At 72.8% G+C, this 21,254-nt stretch carries 18 protein-coding genes; 1 reads left to right on the plus strand and 17 read right to left on the minus strand.

The features are described from left to right. The first annotated feature begins 111 nt into the window (after positions 1-111). The gene (locus FHG10_RS11760; protein ID WP_152353520.1) at positions 112-849 is read left to right on the plus strand and encodes a DUF6308 family protein; all 738 of its coding nucleotides are present in this window, start codon (positions 112-114) and stop codon (positions 847-849) included. A 143-nt stretch (positions 850-992) separates the two neighbouring features. On the opposite strand, the gene FHG10_RS11765 is transcribed toward FHG10_RS11760, so the two are convergent. From FHG10_RS11765 to FHG10_RS11845, 17 genes are all read right to left on the minus strand, one after another. Next, a complete protein-coding gene (locus FHG10_RS11765; RefSeq protein WP_227488209.1) occupies positions 993-1,769 on the minus strand; it encodes a hypothetical protein in 777 nt (258 codons plus the stop codon). A 176-nt stretch (positions 1,770-1,945) separates the two neighbouring features. Continuing rightward, positions 1,946-2,875 carry an RluA family pseudouridine synthase gene (locus tag FHG10_RS11770; protein WP_152353521.1) on the minus strand — a complete coding sequence of 310 codons (930 nt, stop codon included), beginning with the start codon at positions 2,873-2,875 and terminating at the stop codon, positions 1,946-1,948. Continuing rightward, on the minus strand, positions 2,872-3,585 hold the full coding sequence (gene lspA, locus FHG10_RS11775; RefSeq protein WP_152353522.1) for a signal peptidase II: 714 nt from the start codon (positions 3,583-3,585) through the stop codon (positions 2,872-2,874). The genes FHG10_RS11770 and lspA overlap by 4 nt, the downstream gene beginning before the upstream one ends. After that, a complete protein-coding gene (locus FHG10_RS11780; RefSeq protein ID WP_152353523.1) occupies positions 3,582-4,298 on the minus strand; it encodes a DivIVA domain-containing protein in 717 nt (238 codons plus the stop codon). Before FHG10_RS11780 ends, lspA begins: the two co-directional genes overlap by 4 nt. Before the next feature lie 172 nt (positions 4,299-4,470). After that, on the minus strand, positions 4,471-4,761 hold the full coding sequence (locus FHG10_RS11785) for a YggT family protein (protein ID WP_152353524.1): 291 nt from the start codon (positions 4,759-4,761) through the stop codon (positions 4,471-4,473). Positions 4,762-4,768: 7 nt separating this feature from the next. Continuing rightward, positions 4,769-5,257 carry a cell division protein SepF gene (locus tag FHG10_RS11790; RefSeq protein ID WP_152353525.1) on the minus strand — a complete coding sequence of 163 codons (489 nt, stop codon included), beginning with the start codon at positions 5,255-5,257 and terminating at the stop codon, positions 4,769-4,771. Between the two features lie 232 nt (positions 5,258-5,489). After that, positions 5,490-6,260 carry a peptidoglycan editing factor PgeF gene (gene pgeF / locus FHG10_RS11795; protein ID WP_152353526.1) on the minus strand — a complete coding sequence of 257 codons (771 nt, stop codon included), beginning with the start codon at positions 6,258-6,260 and terminating at the stop codon, positions 5,490-5,492. A gap of 13 nt (positions 6,261-6,273) precedes the next feature. Then, positions 6,274-7,656, minus strand: a complete 1,383-nt coding sequence (gene ftsZ, locus FHG10_RS11800; protein ID WP_152353527.1) for a cell division protein FtsZ — start codon at positions 7,654-7,656, stop codon at positions 6,274-6,276. Positions 7,657-7,943: 287 nt separating this feature from the next. Continuing rightward, positions 7,944-8,675, minus strand: a complete 732-nt coding sequence (locus tag FHG10_RS18020) for a cell division protein FtsQ/DivIB (protein ID WP_193636291.1) — start codon at positions 8,673-8,675, stop codon at positions 7,944-7,946. Between the two features lie 395 nt (positions 8,676-9,070). Then, entirely contained in the window at positions 9,071-10,669 is a 1,599-nt protein-coding gene (gene murC / locus FHG10_RS11810) for a UDP-N-acetylmuramate--L-alanine ligase (protein WP_152353529.1), read from the minus strand. Positions 10,670-10,838: 169 nt separating this feature from the next. Continuing rightward, positions 10,839-11,930 (minus strand): undecaprenyldiphospho-muramoylpentapeptide beta-N-acetylglucosaminyltransferase, encoded by a 1,092-nt coding sequence (murG, locus tag FHG10_RS11815; RefSeq protein WP_152353530.1) that lies wholly within the window; start codon positions 11,928-11,930, stop codon positions 10,839-10,841. Beyond that, the gene (gene ftsW / locus FHG10_RS11820; RefSeq protein WP_152353531.1) at positions 11,930-13,600 is read right to left on the minus strand and encodes a putative lipid II flippase FtsW; all 1,671 of its coding nucleotides are present in this window, start codon (positions 13,598-13,600) and stop codon (positions 11,930-11,932) included. Before ftsW ends, murG begins: the two co-directional genes overlap by 1 nt. Further along, entirely contained in the window at positions 13,597-15,141 is a 1,545-nt protein-coding gene (gene murD, locus FHG10_RS11825) for a UDP-N-acetylmuramoyl-L-alanine--D-glutamate ligase (RefSeq protein ID WP_152353532.1), read from the minus strand. Before murD ends, ftsW begins: the two co-directional genes overlap by 4 nt. Next, positions 15,138-16,238, minus strand: a complete 1,101-nt coding sequence (gene mraY, locus FHG10_RS11830) for a phospho-N-acetylmuramoyl-pentapeptide-transferase (RefSeq protein ID WP_152353533.1) — start codon at positions 16,236-16,238, stop codon at positions 15,138-15,140. The genes murD and mraY overlap by 4 nt, the downstream gene beginning before the upstream one ends. Further along, positions 16,235-17,845: a UDP-N-acetylmuramoyl-tripeptide--D-alanyl-D-alanine ligase gene (locus FHG10_RS11835; protein WP_152353534.1), complete on the minus strand. Its 1,611-nt coding sequence runs from the start codon at positions 17,843-17,845 to the stop codon at positions 16,235-16,237. Before FHG10_RS11835 ends, mraY begins: the two co-directional genes overlap by 4 nt. Then, entirely contained in the window at positions 17,846-19,468 is a 1,623-nt protein-coding gene (locus FHG10_RS11840) for a UDP-N-acetylmuramoyl-L-alanyl-D-glutamate--2,6-diaminopimelate ligase (RefSeq protein ID WP_152353535.1), read from the minus strand. Then, positions 19,465-21,180: a peptidoglycan D,D-transpeptidase FtsI family protein gene (locus tag FHG10_RS11845; RefSeq protein ID WP_227488210.1), complete on the minus strand. Its 1,716-nt coding sequence runs from the start codon at positions 21,178-21,180 to the stop codon at positions 19,465-19,467. The genes FHG10_RS11840 and FHG10_RS11845 overlap by 4 nt, the downstream gene beginning before the upstream one ends. Between the last annotated feature and the right edge of the window lie 74 nt (positions 21,181-21,254).

Raw genomic sequence — 21,254 nt, forward strand, 5'->3', positions numbered from 1 at the left:
CGTCACCGGGGACCTGTGGCGCCCGCTCACAAAAACTCCAGCTCGTCCTGGATCGCCGCATCCTCGAGGTCGTGCAGCATCGCCCGCACCCGGATCGGGTGCATGCGCGTGATGGCTCTGAACCTGCCCAGGCCGAATCTCCGGAGCCGCGCGCAGTCGTCCATCGCGACGAGAGGGTCCATCGGCGATCCAAGCTCCCAGAGCAGTTCGGCGACAGATCCCAAGACCAAACGACCGGTCTACACAGGCAGTCGCTTCGACCTCTTCGCGCCGATGGAGAACCCGCCCGACGAATTCACGTCCGCGGATCTTCTGTCCACCGGGCTGCTCAGCGTGCATGTGCCCGGGAAGGCCATCGTCCAGATCCTCGAGCGCGCGCGAGAAGAACTCAATGGTCTCCTCACCCAGTTGCCGGCTGATGTCGATCTCCACGACCTCAGCGATTCCGGTTTCACGCGCTATCTGGGAGACACGTCGAGCCCTGGCTACCTGCTCTGGGATGCGATCCGCGGGAACACAGCAAAGCAGCCCGTGGGTATGGGGCCGACTCTGACCAGCAAGCTCCTCGCCCGTAAGCGCCCCCGGCTGATTCCTGTCTGGGACAGCAAGATCGAGAGCGCACGTGGGCTCACGGGATCTCGTAATCATTGGGTCTGGATGCGTCAGATCCTCCAGGGGGACGGCGGCAGGCTCGCACGGAGACTCGAGCGGATCCGAGAGGACAGTGGACAGATCGGTCTCTCCTTGCTGCGCACGTTCGACATCGCTGTCTGGCACGCAGCAACCAACCCCCATCGGCGACCGAATGTCGACGACCCGGAGGACGGGCGCACCGAAGATCCAGGGTAGATAGGCTCTGTGCCGGGAGAAGACGACACTGTGCCCGCTGGATCGGATTGACTCTCCGCCCCGTCTCGGAATGGGCTTCGCGATAGATGCGTCGCCCCGTTAGCCGTAGCCGCTCGACGAACGCACCCGATCCTGACGCATTCCTATGCGCCCTCCCAGAAACCCCGGCGCTCCCCGTCCTCCCCCGCCGCCCGGTCCTCCTCGGCCTCCTGCTCGCGGCGCATGCCGGTGAGCAGCTGGTCGAGGTAGTCATGGACGTCCTCGTAGCTGAGGTGGCGCTCGTCGCGGCGCGGCGGGATGCCGCCCACGAACGCGCCGCCGTGCCAGGCCATCGAGTCGTCGGGCAGGGTGGGATCGTCGTCGCGCCAGAGGTCCAGGGGGACGGAGTGGGCGGCGAGGTCGCGGGCGATCTCGTCGGCCTTCGCCGGGTCGCCCGAGCGCTGCATGACCTGCATCAGCAGGGACTGCGCCGCCCAGGCGGAGGCCTCGTCGCCGCCGGGATCCACGGACTCCTGGACCAGGCCCAGGAAGCTCGCGGCGAGCGCGTCCTCGCGATTCTCGTAGAGGTCCTTGGCCACCCGCAGGGCGATCCGGGGAACGTCCTCGCGCTGCTCCCAGAGGGAGGCGGCCCCGAGCAGCGCCATGCCTGTGCCTGTGGGGAACTCAGGATCCATGGCGATCGCCGAGCGCGGTGTGCGACCCGCGCGGCGATCGTCGTCGGCCTCGAGGAAGGCGCGCCCCGCCTCGGAGATCGCCCGGTGCATGCGCTCCTCGTCGCGCAGGACGATCTCCGCCTCCGACGGGTCGATGCCGAGCAGCCGGGCCACGCGGCCGACGGGGAAGCCGGGCCTCGCGAGCGCCCGCTCGTGCGGCGGGACCAGGGCAGTGCCCGCGTCGGGGTCGGGAGTCTCCTCGCTCATGCCTCGACGGTACAGGCCGCGGGCCGGGGCGCCCGGCACCGGCCCGCCCCGGCGGAGTCGGTGCTCACAGGCGCACCGAGCCGAGAGCGGGCGTGCCGCGGCGGGAACAGGCGTGCTGAGCCGAGAACGGGCGAGCCGCGTCGAGATCAGGTGCCGCACCGGGAGGGACCGGGAGCTCAGGCGCCTTCGCGCAGGGCGTCCAGCGCATGCTGGAGATCAGCCGGGTAGTGCGAGGTGAAGGTCACCTGCTCGCGGCTCACGGGGTGCACGAAGGAGAGCTCCATGGCGTGCAGCCACTGCCGCTCGAGGCCGATGCGCGCCGCGAGAGTCGGGTCCGAGCCGTACAGCGGGTCCCCCACCAGCGGGTGGCGCATGGCGGAGAAGTGCACGCGGATCTGATGGGTGCGCCCGGTCTCCAGGTGCACCTCGCACAGCGCCGCGCCGGGCAGCTCCTCCATCACCTCGTAGTGCGTGACCGAGGGCTTGCCGTCGCGCAGCACCGCGAACTTGTAGTGGTGGTTCGGCGAGCGCCCGATCGGCGAGTCGATCGTGCCCTGCGGCGGCATCGGCCGCCCCTGGCAGAGCGCGTGGTAGGTCTTGGAGACCTCGCGGGCGCGGAAGGCGTCCTTGAGCACGGTGTAGGCGCGCTCGGTGCGGGCGACGACCATGAGGCCGCTCGTGCCCACGTCGAGGCGGGAGACGATGCCGCGGCGCTCGGGATCGCCCGAGGTCACGATGCTGACGCCGGCCCCGGCGAGGTGGCCGAGGACCGTCGGTCCGCTCCAGCCGGCGCTGGGATGGGCGGCCACGCCCACGGGCTTGTCGATGACCACGATGTCGTCGTCCTGGTGCACGAGCCCCATGCCCTCGACGATGCTCGGGCGCACCTCGGGGGGCGGAGCCTCCTGCGGGATGCGCACGGTGAGCATCGCGCCGGGCTCCAGTCGAGTCGAGCGGGCGGGCATCGTCCCGTCGACCTCGACCTCTCCGGCCATCACGAGGTCCGCGGCGCGCGTGCGCGAGAGCCCGAACAGCCGGGCGATGCCGACGTCCACGCGCTCCCCCGCGAGGCCGTCGGGCACGGGGACGGTGCGCTCCTCGCTCATCGTGGTGGCTCCTGGGAGGTCGGATCTGCGGTCGCGTTCGGGTCGTCGGAGGAAGCCGGGCCCTCGGGGGCGGCCGGATCGTCGGGCGCTGCCGGACCGCCGGGGCCGGTCGGGCTCTCGGCGGCCGACGGGTTCGCGGGCCGCCCGAGCAGGCCCAGCAGCACCACGAGCAGGGCGCCGCCGGTCACCCCCATGTCGGCGACGTTGAAGATCGGCCAGTGCGGCAGCTGCAGGAAGTCGACGACCCAGCCGGTGAAGGGGCCGGGGGCCCGCAGCAGGCGGTCGTGGATGTTCCCGAGCGCCCCGCCGAGCACGAGGCCGAGGGCGATCGCATAGGGGCGCGAGCGCACCGAGCGCAGGGCGAACACCACCACGGCGACGGCGATCACGATCTGCACGATCGTCACCACAGGGGTGATGCCCGATCCCATCCCCCAGGCCGCGCCCGAGTTGTACAGCAGGTTCAGCTGCAGGATCTCGCCGAGCAGCGGCTGCGGGGTGAGCGGTGCGAGGTGCGCCTCCGCCCAGTGCTTGGTGACCTGGTCGAGGATCAGGATGACCGCGGCCACCGCCACGACGACGATCAGGGCGGTCGTCCGGGTGATGCCCCGCAGCACGCCGCCCTCGACGTCTGCGGAGACCGTCGAACGGCGGCGGCCGCCGGACCCGTCAGGTCCGGCGGCCGCCGACTCGGTGGAGCTGCGGCTCACAGGCCGAAGTTCGCGTGCTTGTCCTGGGTCTCGCTCGTCTCGAGCTCGCTGAGCTGGTTCTCCAGGTAGTTGCGCAGACGGTTGCGGTAGTCGCGCTCGAAGGTGCGCAGCTTCTCGATCTTCTTCTCCAGATCGGCCTTCTTGGTCTCGAGATCGTCGAGCGTGGTGCGCGACTTCTCCTCGGCCTCACCGACGATGCGCTGGTGCTCGTCGTTCGCCTCGGAGATGAGGCGGTCGCGCTCGGCCTCGCCGTTGCGCACGTGCTCGTCGTGCAGGCGGTTGGCGAGGGCGATGATGCCGGCGGCCGACTGGTCGGGCGTCTCGGCGACGGCGGTCGCGGCGTCCTGCGTGGACTGCGCATCGGCGAGGGCGGCGGTGTCCTCCTCCGTGGCGCTGCTCTCGGCGGTCGCGGCCTCAGGGGCCGCGGTGGTCTCGCCGACCGCAGCGGTCTCGGAGGTCGCGTCCTCGGCCGGCTCGGCCGGAGCGGCGGCCGCAGCGGCGGAGCCGTCCTGCGCGGAGCTCTCGAGCTCGGCGACGCGGTTGTGCGCCTCCTCGAGCTCCTTGGTCAGCCGCGCGTTCTCGTCGATGAGCTCCTGCAGGCGCGGAAGCACCTCGAGGTCGAGGTAATTGTCGACCTCGTCCATGTCGTAGCCTTCGGAGAACCGAACCGGGGTGAACCGCTTGTTCTCCAGGTCCTCGGGCATCAGAGCCATGGGTCACCTTCTCGTACGTCGTGTGGTCAACGCGCCGCTCAGCGTCGCACTGCACAGCGTAGCCGATCCCGCGCGGTGCCATGGCCAGGTCGTGGACCCCGCCGCCGTGGCAGGCGCCACGTCCAGGGGTGGAGCCTCTCGACCGCTCGGGTGGAGGGCTTCGGCGCAGGTCTCAGCTCGCGAGGCCCAGGAGCACGCGCATCAGCAGGGAGCACACCAGCAGCAGGATGAGCAGGCTGAGGTCGAGGGAGAAGCTGCCCAGCCGCAGGGGCGGGATCACCCGGCGCAGAGCGCGCACAGGGGGATCCGTGAGCGTGAAGACGATCTCGAACAGCAGCAGCACGATGCCGCGGGGCCGGAAGTCGCGCGCGTACGAACGGATCCAGTCGAGCACGAGACGTGCCAGCAGGACCAGCGTGTACAGCAGCAGCGCGAGATAGAGGATCGAGGCGATCAGCTGCACTGCGCGCTCAGCTCTGGTTGTAGAAGCTGCCCTCGTCCGTGGTGGACTCGCCGTCCACCTCGACGAACTCCGGGGAGAGCAGGAACACCTTCCCGGTGATGCGCTCGATGCTGCCGCGCAGCCCGAAGACCAGACCGGCGCAGAAATCGACCATGCGCTTGGCATCGCCGTCCTGCATGTCGCTCAGGTTCACGATCACCGGCACGCCGTCCCGGAAGGACTCGCCGATCGCCTTGGCGTCGTTGTACGAGCGCGGATGAATGGTGGTGATGCGCTGCATCGTGTCCTCCGACGGGTGGCTGACGGCCACCACGCTGCTCTGGCGCTGACGGATCGGGGTCACCTGCGCCTCCCGCTCGTGGGTCGGCTCCGGCGCGCGCTCGGTGCGGCGCACGGGCGCCACCTCGTCGCGACGCGGCTGCTCGTCCTCGTAGTAGTCCTCGTCGACCTCGTTGGCGAGGCCGAGAGCGACCATCGCGTTGTGCCAGGCTCCCATGGTGCTCTCCCTGTGCATTCGTTCGTCCGCTGCGGTTGATGGGACTCCGGGGAAGCACGGGGAGTGCGCGGGAGTCCCGGTCCAGAACCTACCGGAGGGTCGCGACGCTCTGACGGACGTCGACGGCGTGTCGTGCTCCGGCGTGTCGCATCACCCGCGGTCGCGGCGCATGTCGCCGGCGCTCGCGACGCGTCGGCCGGAGTGGTGCCGGGGCGGGCGCGGCCGCGCCGGGTCAGGCGCGGCGGATCACTCCGGCGAACCGGCCCGTGCGCCGCGCACGGCGGTAGGAGAACAGGGCGTCGGTCTCGAAGGTGCACGGATGGTCGTCGTCGACGGCCGACGGAGCCAGCCCTGCTCCCTCGAGGATCGCGCGCGCGCCGGCGCGCAGATCGAGGGCGGAGGTGCCCTGACGCGTCGACGCCCGGACGGCCGGGATGACTGCGGCGGCCCGGGCGCGCATCTCCTCGGGCACCTCGTAGCAGGCCCCGCAGATGCCCGGGCCGATGGCCGCATGCGTGCGCTCGGGGCGCGCGCCGAGCACTCGCATCTCCTCGAGCGTGCGCTCGAGCACTCCGCCGAGCAGGCCCGTGCGGCCCGCGTGCGCCGCGGCCACGACGCCCGCCTCGGCGTCGCTGAACAGCACCGGGAGGCAGTCGGCCACCATGATCGCCAGGGCCACGTCAGCACGGTCGGTGACGAGCGCATCCGCCGTCACGACCTGCTGCTCCCCTGCATCCCCTGCGGCACGTTCCGAGGCCCGCAGCACGTGCACGCGGTCGGAGTGGACCTGTTCGACGAAGACGAGGGGCGCGCCGATGTGCGCGGCGAGCCGCTCGCGGTTCCGCGTCACGGCCTCCGGGGCGTCGCCCACGTGGTGGGCGAGGTTCAGCCCCTCGAACGGGGGCTCGGAGACCCCTCCGAGCCGGGTCGTGAACAGGGCTCGGGCCCCGCGAAGCCGCGGGGCCCGAGCACCGTTGACGGCCGTCGGCCGCTGGTCGTTCACTGCTGCCGGTCGCTCACTTGAGGAACGAGGGCAGATCCAGGTCGTCGTCGTCGGCCGGGGGCTCCTCGACGCGCGGGGGGCGCACCGGGGAGGACTGCGGCTGGACCGGCGCCGGCTGCACGGGCTGCACCTGCTGGGGCGCCTCCTCCTCGGCATCCGCCGGATCGGCCGCGGCGGGCTCGGTGGCCGGCGCCTGCTGGGACGGCGTGAAGCTCTGCTGGGGAGCGCCCCAGCCGCCGGTGGTCGCGGTCGACGCGGAATCGGCCGAGCGCACCGGGCGCGGCTCGGGACGGGCCGGGGCCGACGGCGAGGGACGGCTCGCGCCGAAGGCGCGGGCGGCGCCCTCCTGGCGGGAGGCGCGGTCCGATCCTCCCGCGGCCAGCCCGCGGTCCCCGCGTTCCGATCCCCCCGAGCGCACGGCGCTCGACGAGTCGGTGCGCGGGGTGGGCCCGCCGCCCTCGAAGCCGGCGGCGATGACGGTCACGCGGACCTCGTCGCCCAGGGCGTCGTCGATCACGGAGCCGAAGATGATGTTCGCGTCCGGGTGGGCGGCCTCCTGCACCAGGCGGGCGGCCTCCGAGACCTCGTACAGACCCAGGTCGCTGCCGCCCTGGATCGAGAGCAGCACGCCGTAGGCGCCGTCGATCGAGGCCTCCAGCAGAGGGCTGGAGACGGCGAGCTCGGCGGCCTGCAGGGCGCGATCGTCCCCGCGGGAGGAGCCGATGCCCATGAGGGCGCTGCCAGCTCCCTGCATCACGGACTTCACGTCGGCGAAGTCGAGGTTGATCAGGCCCGGCGTGGTGATGAGGTCGGTGATGCCCTGGACGCCGGAGAGCAGGACCTGGTCCGCGCTCTTGAACGCGTCGAGCATCGAGACCTGCTTGTCGGCGATCGAGAGCAGGCGGTCGTTGGGGATGACGATGAGGGTGTCGACCTCGGACTGCAGCGCCTCGATGCCGGACTCGGCCTGGCTCGAGCGGCGGCGACCCTCGAAGGTGAAGGGACGCGTGACCACGCCGATGGTCAGCGCGCCGAGGCTGCGGGCGATCTTGGCGACCACGGGCGCGCCGCCCGTGCCGGTGCCGCCGCCCTCGCCGGCGGTCACGAAGACCATGTCGGCCCCGCGCAGGACCTCCTCGATCTCCTCGCCGTGGTCCTCGGCGGCCTTGCGGCCCACCTCGGGATCGGCGCCGGCGCCGAGGCCGCGGGTGATCTCCTTGCCCACGTCGAGCTTCACGTCGGCATCCGACATGAGCAGCGCCTGGGCGTCGGTGTTGATCGCGATGAACTCGACGCCCTTGAGGCCGGATTCGATCATGCGGTTGACGGCGTTGACACCGCCGCCGCCGATGCCGACGACCTTGATGACAGCGAGATAGTTCTGGGATCCGGCCACGTTCAGGTCCTTGCTCTTGTCGTACTCGTGCTGATGAGAGAGGGGGCGAGGTCCGCGAACCCTGACCCTCGACCTCGAGTTGAGGTTGGGACTTCTCCGCTCTCATCCCTTGTCTCGACGCTATGGACGAGGTCTGATCGGCGCAACGACCGCCCCGCGCGTGTCGCGGCGTGTCGCGTTGATGTGCGCGGTCCCGTCGTCGGGCGGAGCGCCGCGGACGTGCTCGCAGGGTCGTCGGCAGGTGGCCCGGGCGCGCCCGCCGCAGCAGGCAGGAGCGCCCCGCCGCCTCAGCGCGTGACGGGAGCGACCGGGCTGGTGACGTCGATCTCGCTGCCGGGCTGGGAGAGCAGCGTTGTGGCGACCTTCGCCTTCAGCTCGCTGTCCTGGGCGTTGCCCCACACGATGGTCTTCGTCCCGGAATCGGTCTTCACCGTGAGCGTCACGTCATTCGTGGAGGACGCGGTGATGGCGGTGACGGTGGTGCGCATCGAGTCCGGCAGCGCCGCGAGCACGGACAGCATGGACCCGGAGATCGCGTCGGTGTCCCCGCCCTTCCCGCCGATCGTGAGCGGGACGAGCTCCTCGTCCTTCCCCGCGGCCTCGGGGAGCTCGACGCCGTCGGCATCGAGGATGTGCGTGGAGCCGTCGGCCTCCTCGAGGGTGGCCAGGGGCGTGCGCTCGGTGACCTCGACGCTGAGCGTGCTCGGCCACTTCTTGGAGACCCGGGCCGACTTCACCCCGGGCACCTCCTCGACCGCCTCCTCCACGGCGCCCGAGCGCACGAGCAGCATGCTGTGGTCCTCCTGCGGGGCCGCGGCGTCGGTGACCGCGGAAGAATCCACGTAGTCCGCGCCGGTCACCGCCACCTCGTGCACCCGCAGCGGCGGGATGGTGATCGCGACGACCAGCAGGACGATCAGGGCGAGGACCGCGCCCGCGGTGCCGAGGATGATCGCGCGGCGGCGCCGCCGCCAGGGGCGCGCACGCAGCATCCCGCCGAAGCGGTCGGCGGCCTGCACGACGCGTCCCCGGCCCGCCGTCTCCGCGGGGGACGCGTCGGCGCCCGTGCGCCCCGGGGCGGGGGCCGACGCGGACCCGGAGGGCGCGGATCGCTGCACGGACGCCCGGTTCTCCGCACGCGCCGACCGCGTCGCGGTCGCCGAGCGCTGCGTGGAGCTCTTCTGCGCCGCGGAGCCCCGGCGCTGCGCAGACCTCTTCTGCGACGCAGTCCCCTGGCGCTGAGCGGCGCTCTTCCGGGTCGTGGGCGCCTCGCGCTGGGCGGATGCCTGGCGGGATGCGGGGGTCTGGCCGGAAGCGGGCTGCCTGCGCTGAGGGGTCGCAGAGCGCTCATCGGCCGGCGGACGGGTCTCCGGCGCTCCGGGACGCGGCCGCGGAGGGGTGGGACGGCGCGCCATCAGGACTGCTCACCGCCGAGTGCTGCGAGCACCCCCGGTGTCGCCTCGACGATGTCCCCCGCCCCGAGCATGAGGACGATGTCGCCGTCCTCTGCTGCGGCCGCGAGGGAGGGCGCGACCTCGGTGCGGTCGGTCAGCGCGTGCAGCACGGCGCCCGGCTCGGCGCGATCGGTGATGGTGCGCGCATCGACGGCGGGGTCGGGATCCTCCCGGGCCCCGTAGACGGGCATCACCCAGGTCTCGTCGGCCCGGCCGAGGGCACGGGCGAAGTCTCCTGCGAAGTCGCGTGTGCGCGAAAAGAGGTGCGGCTGGAAGGCGACGAGCACGCGCCCGGTGGGGCCGACGATGCCCCGGGCCGCGGCGATCGTCGCCTCGACCTCCCGCGGGTGGTGCGCGTAGTCGTCGAACACGGGCACGCCGCGTACCACCCCGCGCAGGTCGAAGCGGCGCGAGGCGCCGGTGAACGGGCCGACGCCCGTCGCCAGGTCCCGCGCGGTCGCCGCGGGGTCAGGGGCCCCGGCGGACCTCTGGCCGTCGGCCTCGTCGCCGTCGGCCTCGAGTCCGCCGGCGAGCAGCAGGGCGAGGGACCCGGCCAGCGCGCCCATGGCGTTCAGCACGTTGTGGTGTCCGGTGACGCGCAGGTCCAGCTCGATCTCGCCGACGGGGCCGGCGATCCGGGCGTGCGTGCCGGTGGCCTCGGGCGACTCCTCGAGCAGGCGCCAGTCCGCGCCGGTGGCGCGGCCGTAGGTCAGGACGTCGACGCCGCGCGCCGCGGACCGCTCCCCCAGTGCCGCAGCGCCCGCGTCATCGGCGCAGACCACGAGGGCGCCGCCCGTCGCGAGGCGGTCGACGAGCGCGTCGAATGCGGCCACGAGGGTCGCCTCGTCGCCATGGAAGTCCAGATGGTCGGCCTCGAGGTTGGTGACCACGAGCGCGGAGGGCGCGAAGGCGAGGAAGGAGCCGTCGGACTCATCGGCCTCGATCACCGCGAGAGCACCACCCGGACCGGCCTCGTCCGTCGCCTGCTCGGAGTCGGCGTCCTCGCGCAGTCCGGCATTGCGACCCAGGTCCGGGACCGCGGCGCCGAGGGCCCAGGCCGGGTCGCCGCCCGCGCCGCGCAGCGCGAGCACGGCCATCGCCGTCGTCGACGTCTTGCCGTGGGTGCCGGCGACCGCGAGCAGTCGGCGGTCCTGCAGCAGTCCGGCGAGTGCCGCGGCTCGATGGATGACGGGGATGCCGCGCTCGCGGGCGGCGATCACCTCGACGTTGTCGGCGCGCACGGCGGTGGAGACGACGACGAGATCGACGTCATCCGCGAGCAGGCCCGCGTCGAAGCCGATCCCGATGCGAGCGCCCGCCGCGCGCAGCGGGCCGATGAACTGGCCGTCCTGGGAGTCCGAGCCGCTCACGGCGAGCCCCGCCTCGAGGGCGAGCCGCGCGACGGCGGACATCCCCGCGCCGCCGATGCGCACCACGTGGATCGAGCGCACGGCGGCCTGGGGCCATGCGGAGTCGGTGACGACGTCTCCGGGACGGAGCATCGTGCGCACCTCGTCGGGCAGGGCGGGAAGGTCGTCGGAGGCAGCGCGCGCGGTCATGCGCCCACGGTAACCGGCGCTCCTCGGAGGCTCCCGGAGGCTCTCCGCGCGTCGTCGGTCACGTGTCCGGCGAGAGGCGGGAGGGGCTCTGCGGCCGACTCGCGGAGGGGTCGCCCGCGCTGGGTCGGCCACGCTGGAGCCTGTCGCGCTGGGATCCGCCGCGCTGGGATCAGCCGCTGTGGGCGGCGGCGAGGACGAGGCCGGCGAGGCGCTCGGCGGCGTCGGCGATGCCGAAGGCACGGGAGGCGTCGGACATCGCGCGCAGGCGCTCGGGGTCGCTCAGCAGCGGCAGGATCGTGCCGGTGATGGCCTGCTCGTCGAGGTCCGCGTCGGCGATCATGAGGGCGCCGCCGGCGCTCACGACCTCCTGGCCGTTCAGCGCCTGCTCCCCGTTGCCGACCGGCAGGGGCACGAACACCGCGGGCAGGCCGACGGCCGTGAGCTCGCTGACGGTGCCGGCCCCGGAGCGGGTGACGGCGAGGTCGGCGGCGGCGTAGGCGTCCTCCATGGCGTTCACGTACTCGACCAGCTGATAGCCGTCGCGATCCGCGAGAGCGGCCCCCACCTCGGTCTTGCCGCGGCCCGTGACGTGGAGGATCTGGCCGCCGTGCGCGAGCACCGTGTCGGCGCTGTGCACGACCACCTCGTTGAGGTGCTGAGCGCCGAGGGACCCTCCGGTGACCAGCAGCACGGGGCGATCCGGGTCGAGCCCGAAGGAGCGCACGGCGTCGGCGCGGCGGGCCGCGCGGTCGAGAGTCGCGATGCCCTCGCGCATGGGCATGCCGATGCGGCGGGCACCGGGCAGCGGGGTGTTCTCGAAGGCCGTGAGCACGGCAGCCGCCCCGCGGGCGCCGAGGCGGTTGGCGAGGCCGGGCCGACGATTCGCCTCATGGATCAGGCGCGGGACGCGCGCGGAGGCGGAGGCGAGATAGGCGGGCGGGCACACGTAGCCCCCGAAGCCGCAGACGGCGCCGACACCGCGGTCCCTCATGAGTGCGCGCACCTCGCGCAGGCTGCCGCCGAAGCGGGCCGGGAAGCGCAGCGCGGCGCCGTTCGGGCGGCGCGGGAAGGGCACCTTCTCGATGGTGACGAGCTCGAGGCCCGCGGCGGGGACGAGGTCGGCCTCCAGCCCGTCGGCCGTGCCGAGGGCGAGCACCTCGGCCTCGGGGGCGAGCTCGCGGATCTTCGCGGCGGTGGCGAGCAGGGGCGAGACGTGGCCCGCGGTGCCGCCTCCGGCCAGCAGGACGGTCGGTGCGTTCATCAGCGGGCGTATCCCTCGGTGTCGGGGCGTGCAGTGGGCTGGGCCGATCGGGCGGACGAGCGGGCGGGGGCGCGGCGTGCGGTGCCCGTCGAACGGACTCCTGCGGATCGTCCGCCGGTCGCACGCACGCCGCCGGAGCGGGTGCCGGTTCTCCGTGTGCCCGTGCTGCGGGATCCGGCGCCGCGAGACCCGGTGGTGCGGGTCCCGGAGCTGCGGGCCCCGGCGCCGCGCGAGCGGGAGGAGGGGGCTGCGGTGCGGGCCCGCCCGCCGGAGGCGGCGGCGCGCGTGGTGGATGCCTTCGCCGTCTCCGCCGTCGTCTTCGTCTTCCGCGCGGACGAGGTGCCGCGCGCCGACTTCGCCCCGCGGCGGCCACGGCGGCGACGGCGCGCGCCCTCTCCCCCGCGACCGGCGGGGATCACGGCGAGAGCGCTGCGCACCGTGCCCATGCGGGCGGCGAGGGCCTCCTGGGCGCCGGGCTCGTGGCGGGCGAAGGACAGCAGCATGCCCAGGGCCAGCATGGACGCGACCAGGGCGGAGCCGCCGGAGGAGATGAAGGGCAGCGGCACGCCGAGCACGGGGAGCATGCCGGTGACGACCATCATGTTCACGAAGGCCTGGCCGAGCAGCCAGGCGCCCACGCCGCCGATGGTGATCTGGATGAACGGGTCCCGGGCGCGGGTGATCATCCGGAAGAGGATGAGCGCGAGCACGGAGAACAGCAGCAGCACGCCGAGCGTGCCGATCAGCCCGAGCTCCTCGCCGATGATCGCGAAGATGTAGTCGTCCTGGGCGGCGGGCAGGCGCCCCCACTTCTGGCGCGACTGCCCCAGACCGACGCCCCACCATCCGCCCTCGGCGAGGCCCATGAGGCCCTGGTCGGACTGCAGGCAGGAGTCGCCCTCGCAGGTGCCGTGCAGCCAGTTGCCGATGCGGGCCATGCGGTTGGCGTTGGTCAGGGCGAAGAAGAGGATCGCGGCGACGCCCACGCCGCCGCCGAGCACGAACCAGCGCCGCGGCACGCCGCCGATCCAGAGGGAGCCGGCGACCAGCATCGCCATGATCATCATCGTGCCCAGGTCGTGGCCCAGCAGCACGAGGCCCAGGGCGACCACGATGACCGGCACCACGGGGATCACGAGATGCATCGTGCGGTGCAGCAGCGGGCGCTTGCGAGTGAGGATCGCGCCGAGCCAGACGGCGAGCGCGAGCTTGAGGAGCTCGGAAGGCTGCAGGGTCTGGCCGGCGATGCGGATCCAGTTCGTGTTGCCGCCGGCGGCGACCCCGATGCCCGGCACATGCACGAGGCACTGCAGGGCGATGCCGAGACCGAGCAGCACCCAGGCGAACCTCTCGTAGGTGCGCGGGGGCAGGAACGCGGCGACGAGCAGGCCGACGAGCCCGATCAGTGCGAACTTCCCCTGTGCGAGAAGGCCCGCGAACGGGGAGTCGCCCTTGGCGATGCTCACCACGGAGCTGCTGGAGAGGACCATCACCAGGCCCGTGCCGATGAGCAGGGTGCCCACGCAGATCAGGCCGTAGAAGTCCAGGACCGGGGAGCGGCCCCAGTCGCCGAGGCCGTTGCGCACGCGACCGCCGACGTCGCCCAGGGGGCGGTCCTCGTCCGGGCGCACCACAGCAGGGGCCCGACGGGGCGTCTGCTGGGGGCTCATGCGCGTCCTTCCGGTCCGTCCGGCTCCTGCGTGTCCTCGGCGTCCTGCGTCCCGGTGGCCGCGCGGGCGGCGGCGGCGAAGAGGTCGCCGCGCTCGGCATAGTCCGTGAACTGGTCGATCGAGGCCGCGGCGGGTGCGAGGAGCACCGCGTCGCCCTCCCGTGCCAGTCCGGCCGCCGCGTCGACGGCCTCCCGCATCAGTCGGGAACGTCCTTCGGGATCCTCAGTGTCACCCGCGGGCACGCGCACGCGGGGTATTGCGGGGGCGTGTCGCTCGAGCGCCTCGCGGAAGGGCGTGTCGTCGGATCCGATGAGCACGACGCCGCGGAGGCGTCCGGACACCTCGGCGACCAGCGTGTCGACGTCGGCCCCCTTGGTGTCGCCGCCCGCGATCCAGACCACGTGCTCCATGCCGAGCAGGGAGGCGCGGGCCGCGTCGGGATTGGTGGCCTTGGAGTCGTCGACGAAGGCGATGCCGGTGCCGACCGCGACGATCTCGCTGCGATGGCTGCCGGAGCGGAAGGCGCGCAGCCCCTCGCGCACGGCCGCCTGGGAGACGCCGTGGGCGCGGGCGAGGGCCGCGGCGGCGAGCGCGTTGAAGACGACGTGGGGCGGGGCGCCGTGGGGGCCCAGGTGCGCCAGGTCGGCCAGCGAGCCGAGCTCGGCGGCCTGACGGCGGCGGTCCTCGACGAAGGCGCGGTCCACGAGCAGGTCGTCGACGACGCCCAGCTCGGACGGGCCGGGGGCGCCCAGGGTCACGCCCACGGCACGGGCGCCCTCGACGACGTCGGCGTCCTCGACGAGCCTCCGGGTGAGGTCGTCGGCCGTGTTGAAGACGCAGGCCACGCGGACGCCCTCGAAGATCTTTCCCTTGGCGCGGGCGTAGGCCTCGAGGCCGCCGTGCCAGTCGAGGTGGTCCTCGGTGATGTTGAGGACGGCCGCGGCCTCGCAGTCCACGTGCTGGGTCCAGTGCAGCTGGAAGCTCGAGAGCTCGACGGCCAGGACGTCGAACCCCTCGGGGTCGAGGGCCGCCTCGATCACGGGCAGGCCGACGTTCCCGCAGGCGACGGCGCGCAGCCCCTCGGCGCGCAGGATCGTCTCGAGCATCGTCACGACGGTGGTCTTGCCGTTGGTGCCGGTGACGCCCAGCCAGGCGGGGCCGTCCGGCGCCTGCATGCGGCGCGCGAGCTCGACCTCGCTCCACACCGGGATGCCCGCGGCGGCGGCCTGCGCGAGCAGGGGCTGGTCGGGACGCCATCCGGGGGAGGTGACCACGAGGTCGACGTCCGCGTCCTCGGGGAGTGCGCGAGTGTGCTCGGCGCCCAGGCGCACCTGGACGTCGAAGACCTCGAGGATGCGTGCCCGCTCGCGGTGGCGCGGAGTGTCCGCCGCGTCGACGACGACGACGCTCGCACCGCGCTGCATGGTCTGGTCGGCGACCGCGTACCCGGAGACGCCGAAGCCGACGACGAGGATCCGGAGCCCGGCGACGTCGAGGCCCGGCCAGGGGCGCGCGTCGACCGGCGTGCCGTCCGAGCTCACGAGGCGATCCCCGGCAGGGCGTCGAGGTAGAACAGACCCAGTCCGGCGGCGCCCAGCACACCCGCGATGATCCAGAAGCGGACCACGATGGTGACCTCGTTCCACCCCTTGAGCTCGAAGTGGTGCTGCAGCGGTGCCATCCGGAACACGCGCTTGCGGGTGAGCTTGAAGCTCGTGACCTGGATGATGACCGAGAGGGCGATGATCACGAAGAGACCGCCGATGATCGCGCCGAGCAGCTCGGTGCGCGAGACGATCGTGAGCCCCGCGAGCGCTCCGCCCAGGGCGAGGGAGCCGGTGTCGCCCATGAAGATCTTCGCGGGCGAGGTGTTGTACCAGAGGAAGCCGATGCAGGCGCCGCCGATCGCGGCCGCGATGATCGCGGTGTCCAGCGGGTCGCGCGCGCTGTAGCAGTGCGCGGAGTCGAGCATGAGGTGGCCGCTGGTGCAGGTCTGGCGCCACTGCCAGAAGGAGATCACGAGGTACACGCCCGCGAAGATGATGGTGGCGCCGGTGGCGAGGCCGTCGAGGCCGTCCGTGAGGTTCACGCCGTTGGACCAGGCGGCGACCAGGAAGTTCGCCCAGATCGCGAAGAGCACGAAGCCGATCGTGGTGCCGGCGAAGGCGAGGTCGAGCCAAGGCAGGTCCCGCACGAAGGAGAGGCGCGTGGACGCGGGCGCATGGCCCGAGTCGTCGCGGAACAGCAGCGCCATCACGGCGAAGGCGGTCGCGATCGCGAACTGCCCGATGAGCTTCTGGTACGCGCGCAGGCCCAGACTGCGCTGGCGGGTGATCTTGATGAAGTCGTCGAGGAAGCCGACGATGCCCAGGCCCGTCATCAGGAACAGCACGAGCAGGCCCGAGGCCGACGGCGGCTGCTGGGTGATCAGGTGGGCGACCGCGTACCCGATGAGCACGGAGAGGATGATCGCGACGCCGCCCATCGTGGGCGTGCCGCGCTTGGTGGAGTGCGAGGTGGGCCCGTCGTCGCGGATGAACTGCCCGTAGTGGCGCTTGACGAGCACCCGGATGTACATCGGGGTGCCGATGAGCGCCAGGACGAGCGCGGCGCCGCCGGCGATGATGATCGCGATCATGCGCGTGCGCCTCCTGCGTCTCCTGGTTCGTGGCGGTCGGTCGTGGATGCTGCTGGCGGCTGCGTCGCCGTGCCCTGCGAGTCTGCCATGCCGACGGGCGGCTCGGCGGGCGGTCCGGTGGGAGAGCCCGTGGATGCCGCGCTCGGTGCGGCGGGGCCTCCCCCGCCGCGTCCGCGCGCGTCGAGCGCCTCGCGCAGGGGCTCGGCGAGCGTGCGCAGCCCGGCGTCCCGCGAGGACTTCAGCAGCACGACGTCCCCCGGCTCCACGATCTCGACGAGGCGCTCGAGGGCGGCGTCGAGGTCGGGGACCTCCTCGGACTCGTCGCCGAAGCTTCCCTCGAGGCAGGCGCCGCGGTGGATCAGCCGGGCCCCGGGGCCGACGGCGATCAGCTGCGAGATGTTGAGGCGAACGGCGAGCCGGCCCACCTCGTCGTGCAGGCGCAGGGAGTCCTCGCCGAGCTCGAGCATCTCGCCGAGCACGGCGATGGTGCGCCGGGTGCGCCCCAGATGCGCGAGGGTCTTCAGAGCCTGGCGCATGGAATCCGGGTTCGCGTTGTAGGCGTCGTTGAGGATCAGCACGTCGCCGGCCGCGTGCACGGCCTCCATGCGCTGACCGGAGCTGACGTGCAGGCGCGGGAGGATGCTCGCGATCTCGTCGAGGTCCATGCCCAGCACGAGGGCTGCGGTCGCGGCGGCGACGGCGTTCAGGGCCTGGTGCTCGCCGAGCAGGTCCAGGGTGATCTCGCGCGTGCCCGCGGGGACGGCGCTGCCGTCCAGGCGGGTGACGCCCTCGGGCACGGCGAGGGTGAGGCGTGCACGCGCCTGATCGTCCAGGCGCAGGTCCTGGATGCGCACGTCGCCGGACGCCATGCCCCACGTGGTGACGGGAGCCGAGGTGCGCGAGGCCATGCGGGCGACGCGGGCGTCGTCCGCGTTGAGGATGGCGCGGCCCGAGGGCTCGAGCGCCTCGACGATCTCCCCCTTGGCCTGGGCGATGGCCTCGACCGAGCCGAACTCCCCGAGGTGGGCGCTGCCGACGTTGAGCACGAGGGAGACGTCCGGCCGGGCGATCGCCGCGAGGTGGGCGATGTGGCCGATGCCGCGGGCGCCCATCTCCAGCACGAGGAAGCGGGTGTCCTCGGTCAGGGAGAGCACGGTGAGCGGCAGGCCGAGCTCGTTGTTGTGGCTGCCGGCGGGGGCGACAGTCGGCCCGGCCTCCCGCAGCAGCGCACCCAGCAGGTCCTTGGTGCCGGTCTTGCCGGCGCTGCCGGTGAGGGCGACCACGCGCAGGTCGTCGCGGCGCGCGCGGGCACTCGCGAGCTGGGTGCGGGCGAGGTCGGACAGCGCCTTCTCGACATCGGCGACGCGCACGGCGGGCACGTCGACCTCGTCGGCGACCAGGGCGAGGGGCGCGCCGGCATCGCGGGCGGGGCCGACGAAGCGGTGGCCGTCGACGTTCTCGCCGTGGAACGCGGCGAAGAGGTCGCCCTCGCGCACGGCGCGGGAGTCGATGCGCGCCTCGCCGGTGACCCGCTCGGTGCCCGTGGCGCCGCCGATCAGCGCACCGCCGGTGGCATCGGCGATCTCCTGGGCTGTGATGGCGAGCATTCAGCGTCCTTCTCGGGGTCGGGGCGGGGCGGCGTCCGGATCCTCGGGCGCGGCGTCGGACCCGGCGAGTCGTCGCCGCAGCTGCACGCGATCATCGAACGGAAGGACTGTATCGCCGATCGTCTGACCGGTCTCCGCGCCCTTGCCCGCCAGGAGGATGGTGTCGCCCACGTCGGCCAGCCCGCAGGCGAGATCGATCGCGCGCTCGCGACCGGCGACGACGTGCACCTCGGCGGCCGAGTCCGTGGGGACGCCGACGCGCACCTGCTCGCGGATGGAGGCGGGGTCCTCGCTGCGGGGGTTGTCGTCGGTGATGATCACGACATCGGCGAGGTCGGCGGCGACGGCACCCATGTGCGGCCGCTTGCCGGCGTCGCGATCGCCGCCCGCTCCGATCACGGCGAGGAGCCGCCGGGTGCCCGGCACCGCTCGCAGGGTGGCGAGGGTCTTGGCGAGGGCGTCCTCGGTGTGGGAGAAGTCGACCACGCCGCGCACGGGCTGCTCGGCGACGAGCTCCATCCGCCCGGGCACACGGCCGGAGCGCGAGATCGCCTCGCGCACCTCGGGGCCGCTGCGGCCGACGGCCTCCAGCAGGAGCAGGACCGCGACGGTGTTGGCGACGTACGGCATGCCGGGGATCTGCGAGCGCAGGTCGTGGGTCGAGCCGTCGGCCTCGCGCACGCGCAGCGAGCTGCCGAAGGCACGCGGCTCGACCTGCTCGACCACGACGTCCGCGGAGCGGCCCGGGTCGGTGGTGAAGGTCGTGACCGGGATGAGGGACTCGCGGGCGAGCCGCATGCCCCAGTCGTCGTCCACGCAGACCACGCCGATCCGCGCATGCGCGGGCGCGAACAGGGTGGCCTTGGCGTGGAAGTAGTCCTCCATCGTGCGATGGAAGTCCAGGTGGTCCTGGGAGAGGTTGGTGAAGGCGACCGCGTCGAAGGCGATCTCGTCGGCCCGGTGGAGGACCATCGCGTGGCTCGAGACCTCCATGACGCACACCTGCACGCCGCTCTGGAGCATGCGCGCGAGGATGCCCTGGAGGTCCGGGGACTCCGGGGTCGTGCGCACGGTGGTGACCTCGGCGTCCACTCCCCCACCGTCGCGGTACTCGGTGCCGTTGGTGCCGATCACGCCGGCCGGGATCCCCAGGGAGAGCAGGGTGCGGTGCAGCATCGTCGCCACGGACGTCTTGCCGTTCGTCCCGGTGACGCCGATCATCGTGAGCCGCTGGGAGGGGTCGCCGTAGACGGCGGCCGCCGCGCGCGCGGTCGCGGCGCGGGGATCGTCCAGGACCAGGGCGACCAGGCCCGCGCGCACGCACTCCTGGGCGCCGGCGGGATCGGTGAGGGCCGCGAGCGCGCCCGAGCCCGCGGCCTGCGAGGCGAAGCGGGCGCCATGGGTGCGGGCCCCGGGCAGGGCGCAGTACAGATCGCCGGGCTCGATGCTGCGGGAGTCCAGGGTCGCGCCGGTCAGCTCGATCGCGTCGTCCCCGGGACCGACCACCTCTGCTCCGAGCAGTCGGGCGAGCTCGCCCGTCGTGATCCGCGGGGCCGCGGAGGCATCTGCGCCGTCCTCGTCGCGCCGGGGCCGGGGCGGGACCGCGCGGGGATGACCGCTCACCACTCGTCCTCCAGGGTCTTGCCCTTCTTCCCCGTGGGCGCGATGCCCTGGGTCTGGAGGGTGTACTGCATGAGCTCGGAGAACGCGGGGGCGGCCGCCGTATTGCCCGAGATGAAGGTCTTCAGCCCGTACACGAACACGCCGATCGCGATCTCGGGGTCGTCGATGGGCGCCATCCCGATGAAGGACGCGGTGTAGCCGGCGCCGCTCTCGGCCGTGCCGGTCTTGCCGCCGACCGCGTAGTTCGGGACGGCCGCGTTGGACGCGGCGTCGTCGTCGATGTCGTTGTCCATGAGGTTGCGGATGGTCCGCGCGGTCTCGCTCGAGCAGGCGCGCACGCCCTTGGCGGTGGTGGCCGCGGTCAGCGTGCCCTTCTCGTCGCGGGTGCCCGCCACGATCGTGGGCTGCATGCGCACGCCGTCGTTCCCGAAGGCGCCGATCGCGGCGGTCATCTGGATCGGGGTCACCGAGTAGCCCTGGCCGAAGGCGATCGTGAAGCGCAGGCGGCCCGCCCAGTCGGCGACGGGGTGCAGGATGCCCTCGGACTCCCCGGGCAGGCCGATGCCGGTCTTCTCGCCGATCCCGAAGGCCTTGAGCGTCGCATAGCGCTGCTTGTCGGAGACGGTCTTGGAGATCTGCACGGTGCCCACGTTCGAGCTGTTCTTCAGCACGCCCGCGAGGGTGAGGTGCTGGGTCTCGTGCGGGTGGGAGTCCTTGATGCGGTTGCCGTCGAAGTCCATCGTGTAGGGCACCGTGTAGTGGGAGGACGGTGTGACCTTCTTGTGCTCGAGAGCGCAGGCGACGGTGAGCAGCTTGCCCGTGGAGCCCGGCTCGAACACGTTGGACAGGGACTGGTCGCCCAGGTACTCCGGGTCGGTCTTGCCGGGCTTGTTGGGGTCGAACGTCGGGTAGTCGGCGAGGGCGAGCAGCTCGCCCGTGCGCACGTTGTAGATGACGGCGCTGCCGGCGTCGGCCCCGAACTTCTTCACGGTCTCGGCCACGACCTGCTGGGACTTCCACTGCAGGTTCTCGTCGATCGTGAGCACGAGGTCGTCGCCGTCGACGGCCTCCTCGGTGGTCTGCTTGCCGGTGGGGATGACCTGGCCGCCGGCGCCGCGCTCGTAGCGCACCTTGCCGTTCCTGCCGCGCAGGTTCTTGTCGTACTTGTACTCGGCGCCGGCCAGCGCCGTGCCGTCGCCGCCCATGAATCCGATGACGTTGGCGCCGATCTCCCCGGCCGGGTAGATGCGCTCGGAGACACGGTCCGAGCCGATCCCGGGGATCTGCTGCGAGATGACGGCCTCGCGCACGTCGGGCTCGACGTTCTTGCGCAGGTAGAGGAAGCCGCGCGTTCCGGTGAGGGTCTTCTCGAGATCGTCGACGTCCTCGTCCAGCAGCGGGGAGAGCACCTTGGCGGCTGCCTTCACGCCCGTGCCCAGGTCCTCGTCCTCGGGCTTGAAGTCGCCGACCTGCTGCTGGTTCACCCAGAGGTCGTAGCGCTCGACGCTGCGCGCGAGCACGGCGCCGTTGCGATCGACGATCTCGCCGCGCAGGGCGGTGATGGTGCGATCGGTGGTGCGCTGGTCGACGGCCTCCGCGGCGCGAGCGCTCGCGTCCAGACCCTGCACCCACACCAGCCGGCCTCCGAGCGTGACGGCGCCCGCGCCCATGAGGGTGAGCATGAGACGGCGGCGCATCATCGGCTCGCCCACGCGCGGCGCCGGGATCACCGGATGCGCGGGACGGGTCTGCCGGCGTCGGGGCGACGCCGAACCGCGCGCCGATC

Origin of the sequence: Brachybacterium subflavum (genome assembly GCF_009299795.1) — a bacterium.
Taxonomy (GTDB): domain Bacteria; phylum Actinomycetota; class Actinomycetes; order Actinomycetales; family Dermabacteraceae; genus Brachybacterium; species Brachybacterium subflavum.

Coding starts and splice junctions, on each gene's coding strand:
- FHG10_RS11760 (WP_152353520.1), top strand. CDS start 112: ATGGCTCTGAACCTGCCCAGGCCGAATCTCCGGAGCCGCGCGCAGTCG.
- FHG10_RS11765 (WP_227488209.1), bottom strand. CDS start 1,769: ATGAGCGAGGAGACTCCCGACCCCGACGCGGGCACTGCCCTGGTCCCG.
- FHG10_RS11770 (WP_152353521.1), bottom strand. CDS start 2,875: ATGAGCGAGGAGCGCACCGTCCCCGTGCCCGACGGCCTCGCGGGGGAG.
- FHG10_RS11780 (WP_152353523.1), bottom strand. CDS start 4,298: ATGGCTCTGATGCCCGAGGACCTGGAGAACAAGCGGTTCACCCCGGTT.
- FHG10_RS11790 (WP_152353525.1), bottom strand. CDS start 5,257: ATGGGAGCCTGGCACAACGCGATGGTCGCTCTCGGCCTCGCCAACGAG.
- murC (WP_152353529.1), bottom strand. CDS start 10,669: ATGACCGCGCGCGCTGCCTCCGACGACCTTCCCGCCCTGCCCGACGAG.
- murG (WP_152353530.1), bottom strand. CDS start 11,930: ATGAACGCACCGACCGTCCTGCTGGCCGGAGGCGGCACCGCGGGCCAC.
- ftsW (WP_152353531.1), bottom strand. CDS start 13,600: ATGAGCCCCCAGCAGACGCCCCGTCGGGCCCCTGCTGTGGTGCGCCCG.
- mraY (WP_152353533.1), bottom strand. CDS start 16,238: ATGATCGCGATCATCATCGCCGGCGGCGCCGCGCTCGTCCTGGCGCTC.
- FHG10_RS11835 (WP_152353534.1), bottom strand. CDS start 17,845: ATGCTCGCCATCACAGCCCAGGAGATCGCCGATGCCACCGGCGGTGCG.